The sequence below is a fragment of the Erwinia sorbitola genome (assembly GCF_009738185.1).
Classification (GTDB): Bacteria; Pseudomonadota; Gammaproteobacteria; order Enterobacterales; family Enterobacteriaceae; genus Erwinia; species Erwinia sorbitola.
Genome location: NZ_CP046509.1, coordinates 887,748 through 905,678, shown reverse-complemented (window position 1 = coordinate 905,678; position 17,931 = coordinate 887,748). Strand labels below are relative to the sequence as shown.

The window sequence follows — 17,931 nt, the reverse complement described above, 5'->3', positions numbered from 1 at the left end:
TGGCTCTCTTTCCTTATTCCAGTTTACTGAACGTTGGCTTTCAGCAGCGGCAACAACCATCGTTCTGCCTGTACGGTCATTTCATGTTCGCTGTTGCTGTCCAGCGTACGCAGCAAACGTTGCAGGTAAGGATCCGTGCCCTCACCTTCAACCTGATAATTCCCCTGCCAGCTCAACAGCAGTTTGCCACGGGCTTTTTTCAGCGTCGCCTCATCGCGCAACAACACGCCTGCTTTCTCATCAAAGCACACCCTCAGCCAGGCACCGCCGGAAGCCGTCAGCAGCAACGGCGCGCACATTCCCTGACGGTAGCCGTCAACATAGTGCGCAAGCTGCTGTCTGGCTGCGTCAGGGGCCAGCGGTGGGAAACACCAGGCACTCTCTTTGCGCCCCAGCATTGTACTGCTGCCAGTACCTCCCATGGTGCAATAGACCAGATGCTCCAGCCACAGCGCCAGACCGTCATTAAAGTTGAGAATCCCCGGACGCCAGCGCAGTAATCCGCTGTCCTGTACCTGGGGCAGCCAGCCGCTCAGTGCTATACCGCCCGCCTCCAGCGCAATCTCCCAGCTCTCGGCTTCTGCCCGCTGCTCGCGTACGCGTCCTGCCAGTTCGCTCATCTCCTGCTCCTGCTCCTGCCAGAACAGTTCGCCAAAGGCACCGTAAGGCAGAGCACCTGCGGCACGCTGGCGGATATATAAACGCTCGCTTTCACTGCCTTCAATCAGGCTGTTAAGCAGCTGCGTGTTAACCTGATAACGGCTCAGTCCCTGTAAGGAGAAGGGTTCAGCATCGGGCAGCCCGGTCTCTTCAAGATGGAAGCTGACGCCCAGCCGCAGGCTGAAAAAGGCCCGCACCGGGTGACGCCAGAAACGCACCAGTTTGTCGAAACTGAGCGTATCGCTGGCTTCCTCCGGCAGCGCCTGCATAAACGGTGGGTGTGCCGTCCCCTGGGCGCTGGCGGCGGGCAGCCATTCAGCGGCAAAACTGCGGAACTCAGACCCGGGGCTAAAGTTTTCAGCTGCAAACGGCATTCGGCTGTGCAGATGATGCAGGTGATCCAGCACTGCTTTTGCACTGCTGTCGACATCCAGTTCCCGATCCTGCTCCAGACAGAAACTCTGGCTGATGTACTCTACTAACTCACTGACCAGCACCGATGGATATCGCTCGGTATTGTCCTGAATCGAACGGCCAATATAGCTGATATAGAGCTGCTGCTGCGCCGAGTTCATCGCTTCAAGGAACAGGTAGCGGTCATCATCACGGCGGCTGCGGTCACCCTTTTGTGGTTGCTGGCTCATTAAGTCAAAGCCCAGCGGCGGCAGCGTACGCGGATACACACCGTCATTCATGCCCAGCAGGCAGACCACCTTGAATGGAATGGAGCGCATCGGCATCAGAGTACAGAAGTTGACCGGCCCGGCGAGGAAGCGCTGGCTGATGCGCTGTTGATCAAGGCGCGACGACAGCTCATCACGCAGTAGCGTCAGCGGCACCGTTTGCTGATAACCCGCCTCCAGACCGTAGTTAATCGCCTGCTGCCACTGCTCTTCAATCAGCACCAGTGCAGCTTCAGTTTCCGAATCACTGGTAAAGAAATCATCGAGCATCTGACGACACAACGGCAGCCATTGGCTGAGTTCACGAGGTTCACTCAGCCACTGCCGCCAGCGATTTAGCTGCATCAGCAGTTCGGCAAGGTTCCCTGCCAGCTCGGCAATCAGCCCGCTGGATTCATCGTAAGGCAGAATCCCCTGCCAGTCTCCGGCCTCACTGTTCATGGCATAGCCCAGCAGCATTCGGGTTAAACCAAAGTGCCAGGTATGCTGGCCCGTAGCGGGTAGATCCAACTCACGTACGCTGTCATCATCCAGCCCCCAGCGAATGCCAGACTCCGAAACCCAGTGGCGCAGCAGGCGTAACCCCTCTTCATCTACCGCAAAGCGACTGGCCACCGCAGGCACTTCCAGCAGCGCCAGTACGTCCTCGGCGGTGAAACGGCTTTCCGGCAGACTGAGCAGGGAAATAAACGCCTGTAAAGCCGGATGAGCCTGGCTGGCACGGCGGTCTGAAATGGCAAAAGGCAGCGCACGCTCCGGCGGAGCATTACCAAACACCGCCTGAATAAACGGCGTATAGGCGTCAATGTCTGCGACCATCACAATAATATCGCGTGGGGTCAGCTGCGGATCGTCAGCCATCATCGCCAGCAGACGATCCTGCAACACTTCAACTTCTCGCTGCGGACTATGGCACAGGTGGATCGCTACCGAGCGGTCATCCGGAGCCAGCACTCGCTTGCTACGGCTGTTTTCCCATTCGCTCTGCTTCATACCGATAGCCGCATGATCTTCCAGCTCAAGCAGATCACGTTTCAGGGTATTCAGCAGCGTTGTTGGCTCAATATCGACGAAAGCAAAGACCTCATTCGGCTCCATTTGCGCCAGCAGATAGAGGTTATCGCGCCCCAGCTTGCCCCATGAGGCGAGCAGCGGGTTACTTAGCTGCTGCTCTCCGCCGTCGTTAAACAAGCCGGGGGCAGCATCGCTGTCGCGGAACTGCGGGATCTCACGGTTATCCTGATAATGGCGGCGATGGCGGCTTTGGAGTTTTGCCAGAAAAGCATAATCCTGAATATCCCCCCAGTAGTGACGGCAGGGATTGGTAAACAGCAGATGGATATCAATGTGTTTACCCAGCGCCTGTAGCGCTTGCAGATAGACTGGTGGCAGCGCTGAAATGCCGCAGATAAACACGCGATCAGGAAGGTTAGCCGGGCATTCGCGGCTATTTTCCAGCCTGCGAATAAAGCGCTGATAAAGGTTGGCACGGTGCCACTCGGGCTGGCCAAGTTGATGGGTGTATTCCACCAGCGCGGCCCATAGCGGTGCCTGCCAGCGCTGGGAGTCGCCCAGGTCTTCAATCAGCTGTCCCTTTTCCCAGCTGTTCAACCAGTGCGGACGATAAACCAGATACTGGTCGAAGAGATCCGCCACGCGAGAGGAAAGCTGAAACAGCTTACGCCGGTCATCGTCATCGCTAAGATAATGGCGCAGCATCTCAAACTCTTCGCCGGGCAGCATCCCGGGCAGAAGCGCCATCAGCTTCCAGCTCATGCTGGATTTATTAAAAGCACTCTCCTTCGGTATCTCAGGCAGCACGCGGACAAACATGTCCCAGATAAAGCTGGCTGGCAGCGGGAAGTCGATATTCGCAGCAATACCAAATTCCTCCGCCAGCGACATTTGTAGCCACTGCGCCATCCCAGGGCTTTGCACCAGCACCACTTCAGAACGCAGCGGATCGCCCAGCGGCTGGTTTTCTATCTGCCAGCACGCCAGTGTTTTTAACAAATCCAACTGATTAGAGTGGTAAACGGTAAACATAAATACCCTGTCCTTATACTCGTCATACTTGATGTTGCAGCTATGCCTGCCGGGCACACGCTGCCGGACGACTACTGTAACCCGTTTATCACAGCGTGAAAATGTCACCGCGCTATCAGGGGCTTACCTGGCATTGCAGCTGTGTCAGTTCAGCACGCCGCGCGGCAGGGCTGACAACCTGTGCCGTGACCAGCTTACAGCCCATCGGGCCGCTGCGTACCCGCTGCTGAACCTGCCAGCCTGAACGCTCTTGCCCCTGTAAGCGCTGCCACGCCTGGCGCCAGGCTTCACGCTGCTGCCACTGCCAGTGGAACCCCTGCCCCAGCGCCTGCTGGTAATGCAGCAATGCCGTATAGCTCAGGCTGAAAAGCAGCAGGGAAAACAAGATTTCCACCAAGCTAAACCCTTGCTGTGGTACGCGCTTATTCAACATCGCAGATGCCTCCTCCATTCAGCGGACAAAAATCAAGCCAGCCATGAGGCTGAGGTTTTAATGCGCCGTGCGGCAGCAGGTTTACCCAGCGATACAGTGTCAGGGTATCCGGCCCGCTGTCAGCACGCAGTAGCCGTTGTACGGGCTGCAAACAGGCTCGCCAGTTAAACTCAGCATGGTGCTGGCACTGCCATTCGTCCGCCGTTAGCCAGCGCAGACGCTCCCCCCAACGCAGGGATGATGTTGCGGCTGTAAGCTGTTCAAAATAGTGACGTTCATCTGCCACCAGGCTCATTGAATCTTCCAGCTGCCGCCGGGTGGCGTTCAGCATCAGCGTCCCCATCAGCAAAATCATAATCACCATTATTAATGAGCCGCTGCCGCGCTGTGACGCCAATTGCATCAGAGGTTCTCCGCCGTCAGCCACTGTTCAAGATCGAGTGCAATATCAGGCCAGCGCAGCAGATAACCGCTGAGATAAAGCTTCACCTGACGTCCGCTATTTTCCACTTTAAAAGCTCTGATGCCGATCCGGCGCGGATCGTTAAGTCTCTCCCAGCCACTTCCGCGACAGTCGCTCACCCCACGCTGCATTTCCAGACTGTTATCACGCAGGCGGTAACCATAGACTTCACTGTTATCACGCCCCGCCGCTTCCCAGCGACCGTTACTGTTTTCATCCCAGCGCACCAGCAGACACCCAGCCCCGATATGCATGCCGCGCTGTGTGCTATCACGGCAGCTACCGTGGCAATAACCCGCACGTCGCACGGCCTTTTCAAGCGTATGCATTATCTGCTGCAAATCCTCATGCAGCTGCGCCTGCATAATTAAGCGCAGGTTCTGCGCTTGCAGCTGCGGCAACGTTCGCACCGCGCCCACCAGCAGCAGGCTGCCAATCGCCAGCGCTATTAACATTTCAAGCAGTGTAAAACCCTGCGCCTTCACCGACAGTTTTCCTCTGAAGATGCACAGATACGAACCCGGCCGCGGGATGAGACAATAATGCGGCGCTCACCGGCTGCGCTGGCAATAAGAATACTGCCGGGATGAGCGGTGTTTTTTTTACCGTAAAACCCTAAGTCGCTGGTCAGTGCGCGCACGACTACGCCAGTATGAGGAGCCGGCAGCGTATGGCGCGAGGCTCTCAGACACTCATCCGCTGCACCCGCTCCCAGGCACCAGCGGTCGCCAGGTTTCAGCCACAGCAGGTGCGCCCGATTGTGCCAGTTGGCATCGCTGCGCAGCCGCTGCAGCAGACGCTGGATCTGCTGCGCGCTGTCATCAAGCTGCTGGTACTGCTGCCAGCGCTGCCAGCGCTGCCAGCCGCTCCATCCGCCCAGACTCAGCAGGCTGATAATAGTGATCACCACCATCATTTCCAGCAGAGTAAATCCGCCAGGGTGTTTAATTTTCATGCCGGCAGTCTGCCTTTTTCTGCCAGTCATGCCAGCCGCATATCAGCTTTTTGCGAGGCGTCTTCCAGAGTAAATGCTAATTTTCATCGGCGATCATTAAGCTCTGGAGGCAGGTTCCAGAAGGGGGAAGTGGAGGGTGCGGAATAGTGAGAGGAGGTTATAGTGGTCTACCAAAGGCAGCGAGCGATGCGCTGCTGCCCGGGTATGTAGCTGCTACGCCCCGGTGGAGGGCGTAACGTTTTAGATCGCTACCGGAGCTTTAATTGCCGGATGCGGATCGTAGCCTTCAATTTCAAAATCGTCGAAACGGTAGTCAAACAGGGAGGCAGGTTTACGTTTGATCACCAGCTTCGGCAGCGCACGCGGTTCACGCGTTAACTGCAAACGCGTCTGCTCAAGGTGGTTGCTGTACAGATGGGTATCGCCCCCCGTCCAGACAAAGTCACCGACTTCGAGGTCACATTGCTGCGCCATCATATGCACCAGCAGCGCGTAACTGGCGATATTGAATGGCAGACCAAGGAAGATATCGCATGAGCGCTGATACAACTGGCAGGAGAGCTTACCATCAGCCACATAGAACTGGAAAAACGCATGGCATGGAGCCAGCGCCATCTGATCCAGTTCACCAACGTTCCAGGCGGAGACAATAATGCGACGCGAATCGGGATCGCTTTTCAACTGCTCAACCACTTTTGTCAGCTGGTCGATCTGCTCGCCATTTGGTGCACCCCAGCTGCGCCACTGTTTACCGTAGACCGGACCGAGATCGCCGTTTTCATCAGCCCACTCGTCCCAGATCGACACCTTATTTTCTTTCAAATACGCGATGTTGGTATCACCGTTAAGGAACCACAGGAGCTCATGAATAATCGAACGCAGATGGCACTTTTTTGTGGTGACCAGAGGGAAACCCTCTTGCAGATTGAAACGCATCTGATGACCAAAAATCGACAGCGTGCCGGTGCCGGTACGATCGTTTTTCGGTGTGCCCTGTTCGAGCACGTGCTGCATTAACGCCAGATACTGTTTCATTTTTCCTCACGAAGCTGTGGCTGCGGGCGACGACGGTATGCCCAAATCATCATAATCACGCCAGCCACAATCATCGGCACAGAGAGGATCTGCCCCATACTGATGCCGCCGAACAGGCCAAGCTGCTGATCAGGCTGACGGAAGAATTCAACAATAATACGAAACGCGCCGTAACCAATCAGGAACAGCCCGGACACCGCGCCCATCGGGCGAGATTTACGAATAAATACGTTAAGGATGATAAACAGCACGATGCCTTCAAGGATCAGCTCGTAGAGCTGCGAAGGATGGCGCGGTAATACCCCGTAGGTCGACAACAGCGACTGCCATTCAGGATGGGTTGCGGTCAGAGCGATATCTTCGCTGCGTGAGCCTGGGAACAGCATTGCCCACGGTAGATTTGGATCAACACGGCCCCACAGTTCACCGTTGATAAAGTTGCCAAGGCGGCCTGCGCCCAAGCCAAACGGGATTAATGGAGCAATAAAATCAGAGACCTGGAAGAAATTGCGTTTGGTACGGTAAGCGAAGACCAGCATCACCACGATCACGCCAATCAGGCCACCGTGGAATGACATGCCGCCATCCCAGACTTTGAAGAGGTATAGCGGATTATCAAGGAACAGCGGCAAATTGTAGAACAGCACGTAACCAATACGCCCGCCGAGGAATACCCCGAGGAAGCCTGCATATAGCAGATTTTCTACTTCTTCTTTTTTCCAACCGCTGCCTGGTTTATTGGCCCGGCGCACGGCCAGCCACATTGCGAAAACGAAACCTACCAGGTACATCAGTCCGTACCAGTGCAGTGAAACCGGTCCGACGGAGAAAATCACCGGATCAAATTGGGGGAAAGCCAGATAGCCGTTATTCATCTTTCACCATTAGTAAAGTCAGTCCTGGCAGGCAGCCGAATTGAGCGGGCGCTGCATTAAGGCGCGCATCATAGCATAAGCGGGATTATTGCGGCCCGGGCTAACTGTAAACTTTATTAAGCGTACGTGATTACAACGAGCACTGCCCGGGGTCACAACAGCAAATACAATGACCCTGAAATCCTGGTTCAGGCGTTATTGTTACAGCCAGTCTGCTCACGGCCAGCGCACAGGCAACGGAGCGTACTCCGGTACGTGAGTATGACGAGCACTGCCCGGGGGCAGGATGGCAAATAAAACAGCCTAAAATCCTGTTTCAGGCGTTATTGTTGCAGCCAGTCTGCTCACGGCCAGCGCACAGGCAACGGAGCGTACTCCGGTACGTGAGTATGACGAGCACTGCCCGGGGGCTGAATGGCAAATAAAATAGCCTGAAATCCTGTTTCAGGCGTTATTGTTGCAGCCAGTCCTGTCACAGCCAACGCACAGGCAACGGAGCGCACTCCGGTACGTGAGTATGGCGAGCACTGCCCGGGGGCTGAATGGCAAATAAAACAGCCTGAAATCCTGTTTCAGGCGTTATTGTTGCAGCCAGTCCTGTCACAGCCAACGCACAGGCAACGCACAGGCAACAGAGCGTACTCCGGTACGTGAGTATGACGAGCACTGCCCGGGGGCAGAATGGCAAATAAAATAGCCTCAAACAGGATTTTTCAGCGGCCGCCGCGAATCAGCCCCCCCAACCCCCTCCGCTCCATAAACGACGCGACATGATGGCGCACTTCGGTAGCAAACTGCGCTTCCAGACCGCGTTGCGCGAGGGTTTTTGCATCTTCGTGGTCGAGGTGACTTAGCAGATATTTTACCCGCGCCACATTGCGCCCGTTCATGCTGAGATGGTGATAACCCATGCCGACCAGCAGCGCTACACACATCGGGTCACCGGCCATTTCACCACACAGGCAGAGTTCAATGCCCGCAACACGGGTCTCATCGGCAACGCTTTTTAACGCCCGCAGCATTGCCGGATGCAGACTGTCATAGAGACTTGCCACCCGGGTATTATTACGATCGACTGCCAGCAGGTATTGCGTTAAATCGTTGGTGCCAACTGAGACAAAGTCCACGCGATTTTTTAGCTGCCCTATCATAAAGATCATCGACGGCACTTCGACCATAATGCCTATGCGCGGCTGTGGGATGTCATAGCCGAGCATCTCTTCCACTTCACGTGCGGCACGGGCGATCAGGCGGCGAGCCTCGTCTATCTCTTCAAGGCTGGTGATCATCGGCAGCAGAATATTGAGGTTTCCACTGGCGACGTTTGCACGCAGCATGGCTCGCAGCTGCACAAGGAAAATCTCCGGCTGGTCAAGCGTCAGACGGATGCCGCGCCAGCCAAGGCATGGGTTCTCTTCGCTGATGGGCATATAGGGTAGCTGTTTGTCAGCACCGACATCCAGGGTACGCAGGGTGACGGGTTTATCCAGAAACAGTTGCAACATGCCCTGATACTGCGCCACCTGCTCTTCCTCTGACGGGAAGCCGTTTTGCAGCATAAACGGAATTTCGGTGCGATAGAGGCCCACACCATCCACCCGATTACCCAGTATCTGCTCATGCTCGGCGCTTAAACCCGCGTTGAGCATCACTTTTACCGGCTCGCCGCTTTTCAGCGCACCCGGCAGGAAAACAAAATCTTCCGCCAGCAGACTCAGCTCATTCTCTTCGCTGATCAGACGCTGATATTCTTGTACCAGCACCGGCTCCGGGTCGACCAGCAGCTCTCCACGGTAGCCGTCAACAATCAGCAGGCGTCCTTTCAGGAGCTCGGGCTGAATATCTGCGCCCATCACCGTAGGAATGCCCATTGCGCGTACCATAATCGCCGCATGGGAGTTGGCTGCGCCATCACGCACCACCACGCCAGCCAGCCGGTCACGCGGCAGTTCGGCCAGCGTGGTAGCGGTCAGCTCGTCGGCGACCAGCACAAAACGCTCAGGCCAGGTATTAGTGCCCTGCATGGTATCGTCGAGCTGGAACAGCAGGCGCTGCCCCAGAACACGCAGATCACCCGCGCGCTCACGCAGATAGCTATCCTGTAAACTGGCAAACTGAGCGGCAAATTTTTCGATAACAGTTTTGACCGCCCACTCGGCCACCGAACCGGCATCGATCTCCGCCAGCAGATCTTTTTTCAGCCGCGCATCACTGAGCAGATGCGAATAGAGATCGAAGATCGCTGCACTCTCTTTATGCATACTGGCGGTGAAACGCTTGCTGTAACGGCGGAATTCGTTAGATGCCTCGGTCATCGCCAGCGCCAGCCTTTCGCGTTCACGCACCGTATCGAGGGTGGATGCCGCTGAGACGTTTTCCAATGACGGCTGGCTGGAGTCAACCCAGCCTTGTGCTACGGCAACGCCGGGGGCAGCGGCCAGCGCACGGATACGGGTCTGCCGATACTGGCCAAACAGAGTATTAAGCTGTGACTGCGAGAGGATGGCCGCCAGCTGCGTGGCCAGCGTAACCAGAAAAGACTCTTCACTTTCATCAAACTGGCGATGTTCACGCTGCTGAACCACCAGCACACCAAGCAGCTGACGGCGGCTGATAATGGGCACGCCAAGAAAGGAACGGAAGCGCTCTTCTTTAACGGAAGGAATATATTTAAAGCTGGGATGCTTTTGCGCATCTGCCAGGTTAATCGGCTCCGCCAGCCTGCCAACTAAGCCAACGATGCCTTCATCAAATGCCAGGGCAACGGTGCGCCCACGAGGCTTTTTTAGCCCACGGGTAGCCATCAGGTAATAGCAGCGACGATCGTGATCCGCGAGGTAGACCGAACAGACTTCGGTTTGCATCGCCAGACAGATTTCGTTAACCAAAATATCCAGCGCCTCGGTAAGCCGGGGCGCTGCCGCCACTTTCTCAACTATTTCGCGTAGCTGTGTGAGCATAATCTACGTGGCTTAACCTCTCTTCCGTCGAAAACCTGGCGTATTTCGCTGTACGGTATTCTCTTGCAGGGGCATAACCACACCGGCAAACTCTTTCATTACACGGCGGTAAACGTCGCGTTTAAAAGAGACTACCTGGCGTACCGGATACCAGAAGCTCACCCAACGCCAGCCATCAAACTCCGGCGTACTGCTGGTTTGCATATTGATATCCGCGTCATTGCACATCAACTGCAGAAGATACCACTTCTGTTTTTGGCCGATACAAACCGGCTTTGTGTCCCAACGCACCAAACGTTTTGGCAACTTATATCGTAACCAGTTACGGGTGGATGCAAGGATGCGAACATCCTTACGGTTCAAACCGACTTCCTCGAAAAGTTCGCGGTACATCGCCTGCTCCGCAGTCTCACCGGGATTGATTCCTCCCTGTGGAAACTGCCAGGAGTGCTGACCAAAACGCCTGGCCCACAACACCTGTCCCTGCTTGTTACAAATTACGATACCAACATTCGGGCGGTAGCCATCATCATCGATCACCGGACTACCTCAAACTAAAACTGGATGTTCTGATTGTTTCATACTCCTTACAGACGGTAAACCACTGCTTTTAGAGGACGTGTCTGCGTCTGACTGGGATAACTTGTGCTTTTTGGCAAAGTTATAAACAGAAAGCACGGTAAAAACGCGATCTTATTCACGTTTTCTGTGGATAGCTTTGTGCAGAACTCTGTTAACACATGGGGAAAACTTTCTGACTGCCAGAAATCGGCACTTTTCAAACTCAGAATAACCCCATATTAATCATCATCTTTAGCCTTTAACCACAGGCTTTTAACCGTCTGTCATGCGGCTGTCATCATCAGCTGATCGTCAACTGGTGAAAGATCGAACGCCTGAGACGTTATCCACAGAATATGTCGATTAGTTAGTCATAAAAAACCTGAAACGGGGGAAAAGTGCCTACGTCAAGGCTGTAAATGGAAACAGTATTATCATAAAAAGTGAGTTATCCCATTTTTCTGTGGATAACTACCCGTGTGATCCTGTTCATTGTCGGTGACAACCCGGGTAAAACTGTCGGGGAAAAGCTTTTTTGCCCGATGCACGGGATTAAAAAAGCATGATTTATCATGCTATTATTAGTGTTTTCCCCAGACCTGTCAGCAATATTATCTGTGTGGGTAAAAGGCGGCTACTTTTTGAACAAATCACGGGCGTTATTATGATTGGAGAACTTTACGTCGTTCCCCCTCCACAAAATGAAGAGGAACTGATGGCGCGCGCTACTGCTCTGGCAGGCTATACGCTGGGTGAACTGGCGCTGCGCATCAACCTGCCAATCCCGCGCGATCTGAAGCGTGATAAGGGCTGGGTTGGGCTGCTGCTGGAGCGTTATCTCGGTGCCAGCGCTGGCAGTAAGCCAGAGCAGGATTTTGCCGGGATCGGCGTTGAGCTGAAAACTATTCCGGTTGACGCCAGCGGCCGCCCGCTGGAAACCACCTTTGTCTGCGTGGCACCGCTCACGGGTAACAGCGGGGTGACCTGGCACAATAGCCACGTCCGCCATAAGCTAACGCGGGTGCTGTGGGTGCCGGTGGAAGGTGACCGTGCGATCCCGCTGGAACAGCGCCATGTGGGTTCTCCGCTACTCTGGAGTCCAAACGCCGAAGAGGAGCTACAGCTCCAGCGTGACTGGGAAGAGTTGATGGATATGATCGTACTGGGTCAGGTGGAACAGATCACTGCGCGTCATGGGGAAGTGCTGCAAATTCGGCCCAAAGCGGCAAACAGCAAAGCCCTGACGGAAGGAATTGGCCGTGACGGTCAGCCGATTATGACGCTGCCACGTGGTTTTTACCTGAAAAAAACCTTTACCGCACCGCTGCTGGCCCGGCATTTCCTGCTATAAAAAAGCGCTGTAAAGATTTTTCCCTCGGTCGTCAACCTTGAGTATAATCGCCGTTTAATTTTCGTTTAACTTTCATTGAATTTAGGGTGCAACATTACAATGTTTGACTGGATTGCCGATCCCAATGCCTGGTTAGCTCTCGGAACGCTGACAATCCTTGAGATTGTTCTCGGTATCGATAATATTATTTTCCTCTCACTGGTGGTGGCGAAGCTGCCTAAGCACCAGCAAAATACCGCCCGCCGTATTGGCCTGGCCGGTGCAATGCTGATGCGCCTGGGCCTGCTGGCTTCAATTGCCTGGGTTATCCGCCTGACCGATCCGCTGTTTACTCTGATGGATCATGCTTTTTCAGCTCGCGATCTGATTCTGCTGTTTGGTGGATTATTCCTGCTGTGGAAGTCGAGCATGGAAATTCATGAAACCATTGAAGGCGGCGGCGGCGAGCATAATACCAACGTGCATTCGTTTGTTGGCGCCATTGTGCAGATCATGATGCTGGATATTATCTTCAGTCTTGATTCTGTTATTACTGCGGTAGGGCTGTCAGACCATCTGGTTATTATGATGGCGGCGGTGGTCATTGCGGTGCTGGTGATGATGTTTGCTGCACGTGCTATCGGTGATTTTGTTGATCGTCACCCGTCGGTGAAAATGCTGGCGCTGGCATTCCTCATCCTCGTTGGCTTCACCCTGATGCTGGAAAGCTTCAATATCCATATTCCTAAAGGCTACATCTATTTCGCCATGTTCTTCTCAATGGCGGTGGAATGCCTCAATCTGGCACGTAATAAAAAACGTCCGTTGTAATATCCCCCCCTGCCCGGTCTGTCTGGCCGGGCAGGATAATAGTACTGATGCCATGTCAATGCTGCATTGTGCTCACATCCCATTTTCAGACTCATGCGATTATCGCGACAGGGAAAATAGTTTATTACTACACTTATCTACATTTATAAGTGTTGAATGGTCGAGTAAGGGAGATGAATATGAAGTGGCTTTTTAGTGCAGCGGTGCTGGGCCTGGTAGTATTAGCCAGCGGTTGCAGCAGTAATTATGTGATGGCAACCAAAGACGGCAAGATGATTATGACCGATGGCAAACCAAAGATTGATAAAGAGACGGGGCTGGTGAAATACACCGATGATTCCGGTCACGAGCTGCAAATTAACGGCGATGAAGTCTCTTCCATCGTAGAACGTTAAACACATTATGCCACCTGCGCCCCGGCGGCTTCAGGTGGCTTCCCGAAATCCACTCTTCCCCCACTCCCTTAGCACGGTTATAGTCAATAGCGGGGTATCTGGCATTTAGCGCCAGCCCCAGGCAAACAGCCCTGTTGCGGACGCCTGATGTCCCTGACCTTTGACGATTGAAAAAGGAAGCCGGCAATGCATTATCACCGTATCCCTCACAGCACCCTGGAAGTCAGTTCCCTGGGGTTGGGCACCATGACGTTTGGTGAGCAAAACAGCGAAGCCGACGCCCATGCACAACTGGATTTAGCCCTCAGCCGCGGCATCAACCTGATTGATACTGCCGAAATGTACCCGGTGCCACCGCGCCCGGAAACTCAGGGCCTTACCGAACAATATATCGGTAGCTGGCTGGCATCCCGTGGCAACCGCGACAAAGTTATTCTGGCCTCAAAAGTGGCAGGGCCAGTGCGCGGCGCAGATGCCTCGATCCGTCCGAATCAGGCGCTGGATCGTAAAAATATTCGAAGTGCGCTGGATGCCAGCCTGAAGCGGCTGAACACTGATTATCTCGATCTGTATCAGCTGCACTGGCCACAGCGCCAGACCAACTATTTTGGCAAGCTGAACTATGAGTACACCGAGAACGCCGCCACGGTGACGCTGCTGGAGACGCTGGAAGCGCTGACCGAGCAGGTGCGCGCCGGTAAAATTCGTTATATCGGTGTGTCGAACGAGACGCCGTGGGGCGTGATGCGCTATCTGCAACTGGCCGAGAAGCATGAGCTACCGCGTATCGTCAGTATTCAAAACCCCTACAGCCTGTTGAACCGCAGTTTTGAACTGGGCCTGGCCGAGATCAGCCAGCACGAAGGGGTTGAACTGCTGGCCTATTCCAGCCTGGCATTTGGCACCCTGAGTGGTAAATATCTGAACGGTGCGAAACCAGCCGGAGCGCGTAATACCCTGTTCAGCCGCTTTACCCGCTACAGCAGCGAACAGTCAAATCAGGCAGTGGCCGAGTATGTCGCGCTGGCAAAAAAACATGGATTAGATCCGTCACAGATGGCGCTGGCTTTCGTGCGTCAGCAGCCGTTTGTTGCCAGCACCCTGCTGGGTGCCACCACGCTGGAACAGCTGAAAATTAATATCGACAGCTATGACGTCACGCTGAATGAAGATGTGATTGAAGGACTGGAAGCGATTCACCGCCGCTACACCTACCCGGCTCCGTAATCACCAGAGACAGGGCGAACGATATCGCCCTGTCTGTTTTGGCTAAAACCCGTCAGAGCTGAGTAGTGACTTTACGCTTCTGCGCCAGCTGCCAGCCCCACAGCACGGCAATCGCCAGCGCAAACAGCGCACCGAAACCCACGCCAGTAGCAACCGGCGGCGCACCAAACTTAATCGCCAGCGTATAAAGACCGAGCATCAGCAGCATCGCGGTGTTCTCACCCAGATTCTGCACTGCCACCGCGTTCCCTGTTCCCACCGACTCTTTACCACGCATCTGCAACAGCGCATTCAGCGGCACGACGAAAAAGCCGCCGAGCATGCCGATAATCACCAGCAGCACGTAGGCATTGAGCGCCTGTTGCTGTAGTGAGAAGAACAGCACCGCAACGCCAATCAGCACCCCCGCAGGCATACAGCGGCCTACGGTTTTTAGCGTTACCAGCTTCGCAGCTGCAATGGCTCCGAAAACAATGCCAATCGCCACCATCGCATTAAGCAGCGTCGGGGTTTTGTTGTCGCTGATGCCCAGCGCCACCGGCACCCACAGCACCAGCAGGAAACGCAGCGTTACCCCTGCGCCCCAGAACATACTGGTACCCACCAGCGAGAAACGCGTTTCGCCGTCTCGCCAAAGGATACCGCAGGCGCGGAAGAAGCTGGCGGACATGCGCGCCGGATGCCATGACTGGCCGCCGCGTGCCACCGCAAGTTTAGGGATCAGCACATTTGCGGCTACCGCCAGCGCATAGGCCAGCACGCAGGCCGCCAGCGCCGCCGTCAGGTTCCAGTCAGCGAGGAATCCGCCCGCCACCGATCCCAGCAGGATGGCGGCAATGGTGGAGGACTCCATCAGGCCGTTAGCTTTAACCAGCGTTTCACCGCCGGTCAGCTCACCAAGAATGCCGTATTTGGCCGGAGAATAAGCCGCAGCGCCAATGCCCACCAGGCTGTAACCGAGGAACGGATCAAATCCGAAGCAGATGACCAGCGCTCCCAGCAGCTTAAGGGCGTTAGCGAACATCATCACCCGCCCTTTAGAAAAGCTGTCGGCCAGCTGCCCGACAAACGGTGCCAGCAGGATGTAGGTAGCAACAAACATCATTTGCAGCACCGGCTGGCTCCACTCCGGATAAACCAGTGATTTCATCACCGCCAGCGTGGCAAATAGCAGCGCGTTGTCGCCGAAGGCTGAGAAAAACTGGGCAACGATTACCGCCATCATGCCCTTCGACAGCAGCGGTTTATCGCTATTGCTCATCTGAGAGGTGTTCATGCCTGCTCCTCTGGCTTTTCAGCCATTTCACGCAGAGTAACAAAGTCCGGCTTACCGCTGCCCAGTAGCGGCAGTTGGATCAATACGCGAATATCACGGGGAATAGCCAGCTCCGGGCTGCCCAGTTCACGCGCTGCACGGGTGAGCTGTTCACGGGTAAGCTGTGTATCGGTGGTAAACAGCACCAGCGCCTCCCCACGATTGCCGTCCGGTTTGATGGTGGCGGCATGCTGTTTCTCGCCGGAGGCTTTCTGGGCGATCAGTTCAACCGTTTCCAGTGAAACCATCTCTCCGGCTATTTTTGCAAAGCGCTTCACACGCCCCTGAATCTGGCAGAAGCCACCTTCATCGAAGCTGACGATATCGCCGGTGTCATACCAGCCCGCATCCATGTGTCCTTCGCCGTTATCCGCCTGCGGTTCTTCCAGTACACCCGGGCGTTCCACGCGCAGATAGCCTTTCATAATGTTTGGGCCGCGCAGCTGAAGTAAACCGCCCTGCTCAATTCCCGGCACTGAGACGAGGCGAGAATCCATCCCCGGCAGGATACGACCCACGGTATGCGATTTCGCCGCCATCGGTACGTTAATCGCCACCACAGGTGCACATTCGGTGACGCCGTAGCCCTCAAGAATGCGGATGCCGTATTTCTCCATCCACAGCTCGCGGGTCTGCTCTTGCAGCTTCTCAGCACCGGCCACCACATAGCGCAGGCGGGCAAAGTCATACGGATTGGCAAAGCGCGCATAGTTGCCGAGGAAGGTGGAGGTGCCAAACAGCACGGTGCAGTTACGATCGTAGACCAGCTCCGGCACAATGCGGTAATGCAGCGGGCTGGGATAGAGGAACACCTGCGCCCCGGTCATTAACGGCGTAAACAGGCCAACGGTCAGGCCGAAGGCGTGGAAAAGCGGCAGCGCCGACATAAAACGATCGCGCGGCGTAAAGTCGGCAACGGTGCGAATCTGTTCTACGTTGGCCAGCAGGCTTTTATGCGAATGCACTACCCCTTTCGGATGACCTTCTGAGCCAGAGGTAAACAGCACCATTGCGGCATCTTCAGGCTGCTGCGGCAGCTGCGCGCGCGCAGGTGTCAGCAGATGGCGCAGGATCCACAGTTTATCCTGCAAGGTAACGGTATCTTTCAGATCTTCCAGATAGATCCACTGCACATGAGGGATCCCTTCCGGCAGATGCCACAGCTTGCCTTTATCAAGGAACTGGCGTGAGGTAAATACGGTTTTTACTTCGGCCGCAGCAAGGGAGCTGGTCAGCCCTTTAACCCCAGAGGTGTAATTGAGCATTGCCGGAATGCGCCCGCGCATCGATGCGCCGATAATCGCCGCCGCCGTGACGGTGGCATTCGGCAGCAGCAGACCGATATATTCGCCCGGATGGCTGTAGCGTTCGAGAATACGCCCAACGCCGAGGGACTTTTTCAGCAGTCCGGTGTAGGTGTCTGGTTTAAAATTAACGTCTTCAACACAGGGTTTAAACAGGCCATAGCGGGTACGCGCCGCGAGGAATGCCTCATACAACGTTTCGCGCGGGCGCACCGCCATACGTGCTTCCATCATAATATGGTGCAGATGCTCACCCGCCAGACGGCGGCGATCGCGGGCGCGCGGCGCTTCCGGCATGGGAATGGTGGTGGAAGGCAGCACGGTCAGCGTAATACGCGGGAACAGGCGGCGTTTAAAGACGCCAGCCAGGCGACCAAACAGCGTGTATTCAGCCCCTTCAATACGTAGCGGTACCACGGTCGCCTGCGATTTTGCCGCGACAAATCCCGCACCATCGTAAATTTTCATTAACGATCCGGTGACGGTAATGCGCCCTTCCGGGAAGATCACAACCGGACGCCCCTGGCCGATCAGTCTCACCAGGTGCTTGATGGACATCGGTTTGGTCGGATCGAGTGGTACGAAATCGATCATCGATCGCAGCAGCCGCATATACCACTGCTCGCTGATGGAGGAGTAGACGGCAAATACGGGTTTAATCGGCAGGAATACCGCCAGCAGGATGCCATCCAGGAATGACATATGGTTAGGCGTGATTAACACTTTCTCTTTATAAAGCCCGGAGAGATCGCCTGTCAGGCGGGTACGGAACAGTACCCGCAACAAAAAACGCAACACGGAAAACAACATGCCTTGTCCTTTTAGCAGTTAAAAAATTGCGTTAACGATGCAGCAAAG

General features: G+C 55.1%; 15 protein-coding genes. 4 read left to right on the top strand and 11 right to left on the bottom strand.

The genetic code is table 11. From position 1 onward, the window contains the following. Positions 1-23: 23 nt before the first annotated feature. From recC to rppH, 9 genes are all read right to left on the bottom strand, one after another. Entirely contained in the window at positions 24-3,389 is a 3,366-nt protein-coding gene (gene recC / locus GN242_RS04055; RefSeq protein WP_156286956.1) for an exodeoxyribonuclease V subunit gamma, read from the bottom strand. A gap of 115 nt (positions 3,390-3,504) precedes the next feature. Further along, positions 3,505-3,822, bottom strand: coding sequence for a prepilin-type N-terminal cleavage/methylation domain-containing protein (locus GN242_RS04050; RefSeq protein ID WP_154753580.1), 318 nt, complete (start codon positions 3,820-3,822; stop codon positions 3,505-3,507). Continuing rightward, complete coding sequence (locus GN242_RS04045) at positions 3,812-4,225, bottom strand: DUF2509 family protein (RefSeq protein WP_156286955.1); 414 nt, start codon at positions 4,223-4,225, stop codon at positions 3,812-3,814. The genes GN242_RS04050 and GN242_RS04045 overlap by 11 nt, the downstream gene beginning before the upstream one ends. After that, positions 4,225-4,776: a prepilin peptidase-dependent protein gene (locus GN242_RS04040; RefSeq protein ID WP_156286954.1), complete on the bottom strand. Its 552-nt coding sequence runs from the start codon at positions 4,774-4,776 to the stop codon at positions 4,225-4,227. The genes GN242_RS04045 and GN242_RS04040 overlap by 1 nt, the downstream gene beginning before the upstream one ends. Further along, positions 4,767-5,240, bottom strand: coding sequence for a prepilin peptidase-dependent protein (locus GN242_RS04035; protein WP_156286953.1), 474 nt, complete (start codon positions 5,238-5,240; stop codon positions 4,767-4,769). The genes GN242_RS04040 and GN242_RS04035 overlap by 10 nt, the downstream gene beginning before the upstream one ends. Positions 5,241-5,480: 240 nt before the next feature. Next, positions 5,481-6,275 carry a thymidylate synthase gene (thyA, locus tag GN242_RS04030; protein ID WP_154753576.1) on the bottom strand — a complete coding sequence of 265 codons (795 nt, stop codon included), beginning with the start codon at positions 6,273-6,275 and terminating at the stop codon, positions 5,481-5,483. After that, complete coding sequence (gene lgt, locus GN242_RS04025; RefSeq protein ID WP_154753575.1) at positions 6,272-7,150, bottom strand: prolipoprotein diacylglyceryl transferase; 879 nt, start codon at positions 7,148-7,150, stop codon at positions 6,272-6,274. Before lgt ends, thyA begins: the two co-directional genes overlap by 4 nt. 713 nt (positions 7,151-7,863) lie before the next feature. Then, complete coding sequence (gene ptsP, locus GN242_RS04020) at positions 7,864-10,110, bottom strand: phosphoenolpyruvate--protein phosphotransferase (protein WP_156286952.1); 2,247 nt, start codon at positions 10,108-10,110, stop codon at positions 7,864-7,866. A 12-nt stretch (positions 10,111-10,122) separates the two neighbouring features. Next, positions 10,123-10,650 (bottom strand): RNA pyrophosphohydrolase, encoded by a 528-nt coding sequence (gene rppH, locus GN242_RS04015; RefSeq protein ID WP_156286951.1) that lies wholly within the window; start codon positions 10,648-10,650, stop codon positions 10,123-10,125. Between the two features lie 685 nt (positions 10,651-11,335). Here rppH and mutH point away from each other — a divergent pair. From mutH to GN242_RS03995, 4 genes are all read left to right on the top strand, one after another. Then, complete coding sequence (gene mutH / locus GN242_RS04010; protein ID WP_156286950.1) at positions 11,336-12,022, top strand: DNA mismatch repair endonuclease MutH; 687 nt, start codon at positions 11,336-11,338, stop codon at positions 12,020-12,022. Between the two features lie 99 nt (positions 12,023-12,121). After that, positions 12,122-12,832: a TerC family protein gene (locus GN242_RS04005; RefSeq protein WP_154753572.1), complete on the top strand. Its 711-nt coding sequence runs from the start codon at positions 12,122-12,124 to the stop codon at positions 12,830-12,832. A 179-nt stretch (positions 12,833-13,011) separates the two neighbouring features. Continuing rightward, positions 13,012-13,227, top strand: a complete 216-nt coding sequence (locus tag GN242_RS04000; protein WP_154753571.1) for a YgdI/YgdR family lipoprotein — start codon at positions 13,012-13,014, stop codon at positions 13,225-13,227. A gap of 186 nt (positions 13,228-13,413) precedes the next feature. Then, entirely contained in the window at positions 13,414-14,454 is a 1,041-nt protein-coding gene (locus tag GN242_RS03995; RefSeq protein ID WP_154753570.1) for an NADP(H)-dependent aldo-keto reductase, read from the top strand. 52 nt (positions 14,455-14,506) lie between these two features. Here the strand turns inward: GN242_RS03995 and lplT are convergent, their stop codons facing one another. Beyond that, complete coding sequence (lplT, locus tag GN242_RS03990; RefSeq protein WP_230320733.1) at positions 14,507-15,730, bottom strand: lysophospholipid transporter LplT; 1,224 nt, start codon at positions 15,728-15,730, stop codon at positions 14,507-14,509. Continuing rightward, entirely contained in the window at positions 15,727-17,883 is a 2,157-nt protein-coding gene (gene aas / locus GN242_RS03985) for a bifunctional acyl-ACP--phospholipid O-acyltransferase/long-chain-fatty-acid--ACP ligase (RefSeq protein ID WP_154753569.1), read from the bottom strand. The genes lplT and aas overlap by 4 nt, the downstream gene beginning before the upstream one ends. Between the last annotated feature and the right edge of the window lie 48 nt (positions 17,884-17,931).

Coding starts and splice junctions, on each gene's coding strand:
- mutH (WP_156286950.1), top strand. CDS start 11,336: ATGATTGGAGAACTTTACGTCGTTCCCCCTCCACAAAATGAAGAGGAA.
- ptsP (WP_156286952.1), bottom strand. CDS start 10,110: ATGCTCACACAGCTACGCGAAATAGTTGAGAAAGTGGCGGCAGCGCCC.
- GN242_RS04005 (WP_154753572.1), top strand. CDS start 12,122: ATGTTTGACTGGATTGCCGATCCCAATGCCTGGTTAGCTCTCGGAACG.
- recC (WP_156286956.1), bottom strand. CDS start 3,389: ATGTTTACCGTTTACCACTCTAATCAGTTGGATTTGTTAAAAACACTG.
- GN242_RS04000 (WP_154753571.1), top strand. CDS start 13,012: ATGAAGTGGCTTTTTAGTGCAGCGGTGCTGGGCCTGGTAGTATTAGCC.
- GN242_RS03995 (WP_154753570.1), top strand. CDS start 13,414: ATGCATTATCACCGTATCCCTCACAGCACCCTGGAAGTCAGTTCCCTG.
- GN242_RS04050 (WP_154753580.1), bottom strand. CDS start 3,822: ATGTTGAATAAGCGCGTACCACAGCAAGGGTTTAGCTTGGTGGAAATC.
- GN242_RS04045 (WP_156286955.1), bottom strand. CDS start 4,225: ATGCAATTGGCGTCACAGCGCGGCAGCGGCTCATTAATAATGGTGATT.
- GN242_RS04035 (WP_156286953.1), bottom strand. CDS start 5,240: ATGAAAATTAAACACCCTGGCGGATTTACTCTGCTGGAAATGATGGTG.
- thyA (WP_154753576.1), bottom strand. CDS start 6,275: ATGAAACAGTATCTGGCGTTAATGCAGCACGTGCTCGAACAGGGCACA.
- lgt (WP_154753575.1), bottom strand. CDS start 7,150: ATGAATAACGGCTATCTGGCTTTCCCCCAATTTGATCCGGTGATTTTC.
- lplT (WP_230320733.1), bottom strand. CDS start 15,730: ATGAACACCTCTCAGATGAGCAATAGCGATAAACCGCTGCTGTCGAAG.
- aas (WP_154753569.1), bottom strand. CDS start 17,883: ATGTTGTTTTCCGTGTTGCGTTTTTTGTTGCGGGTACTGTTCCGTACC.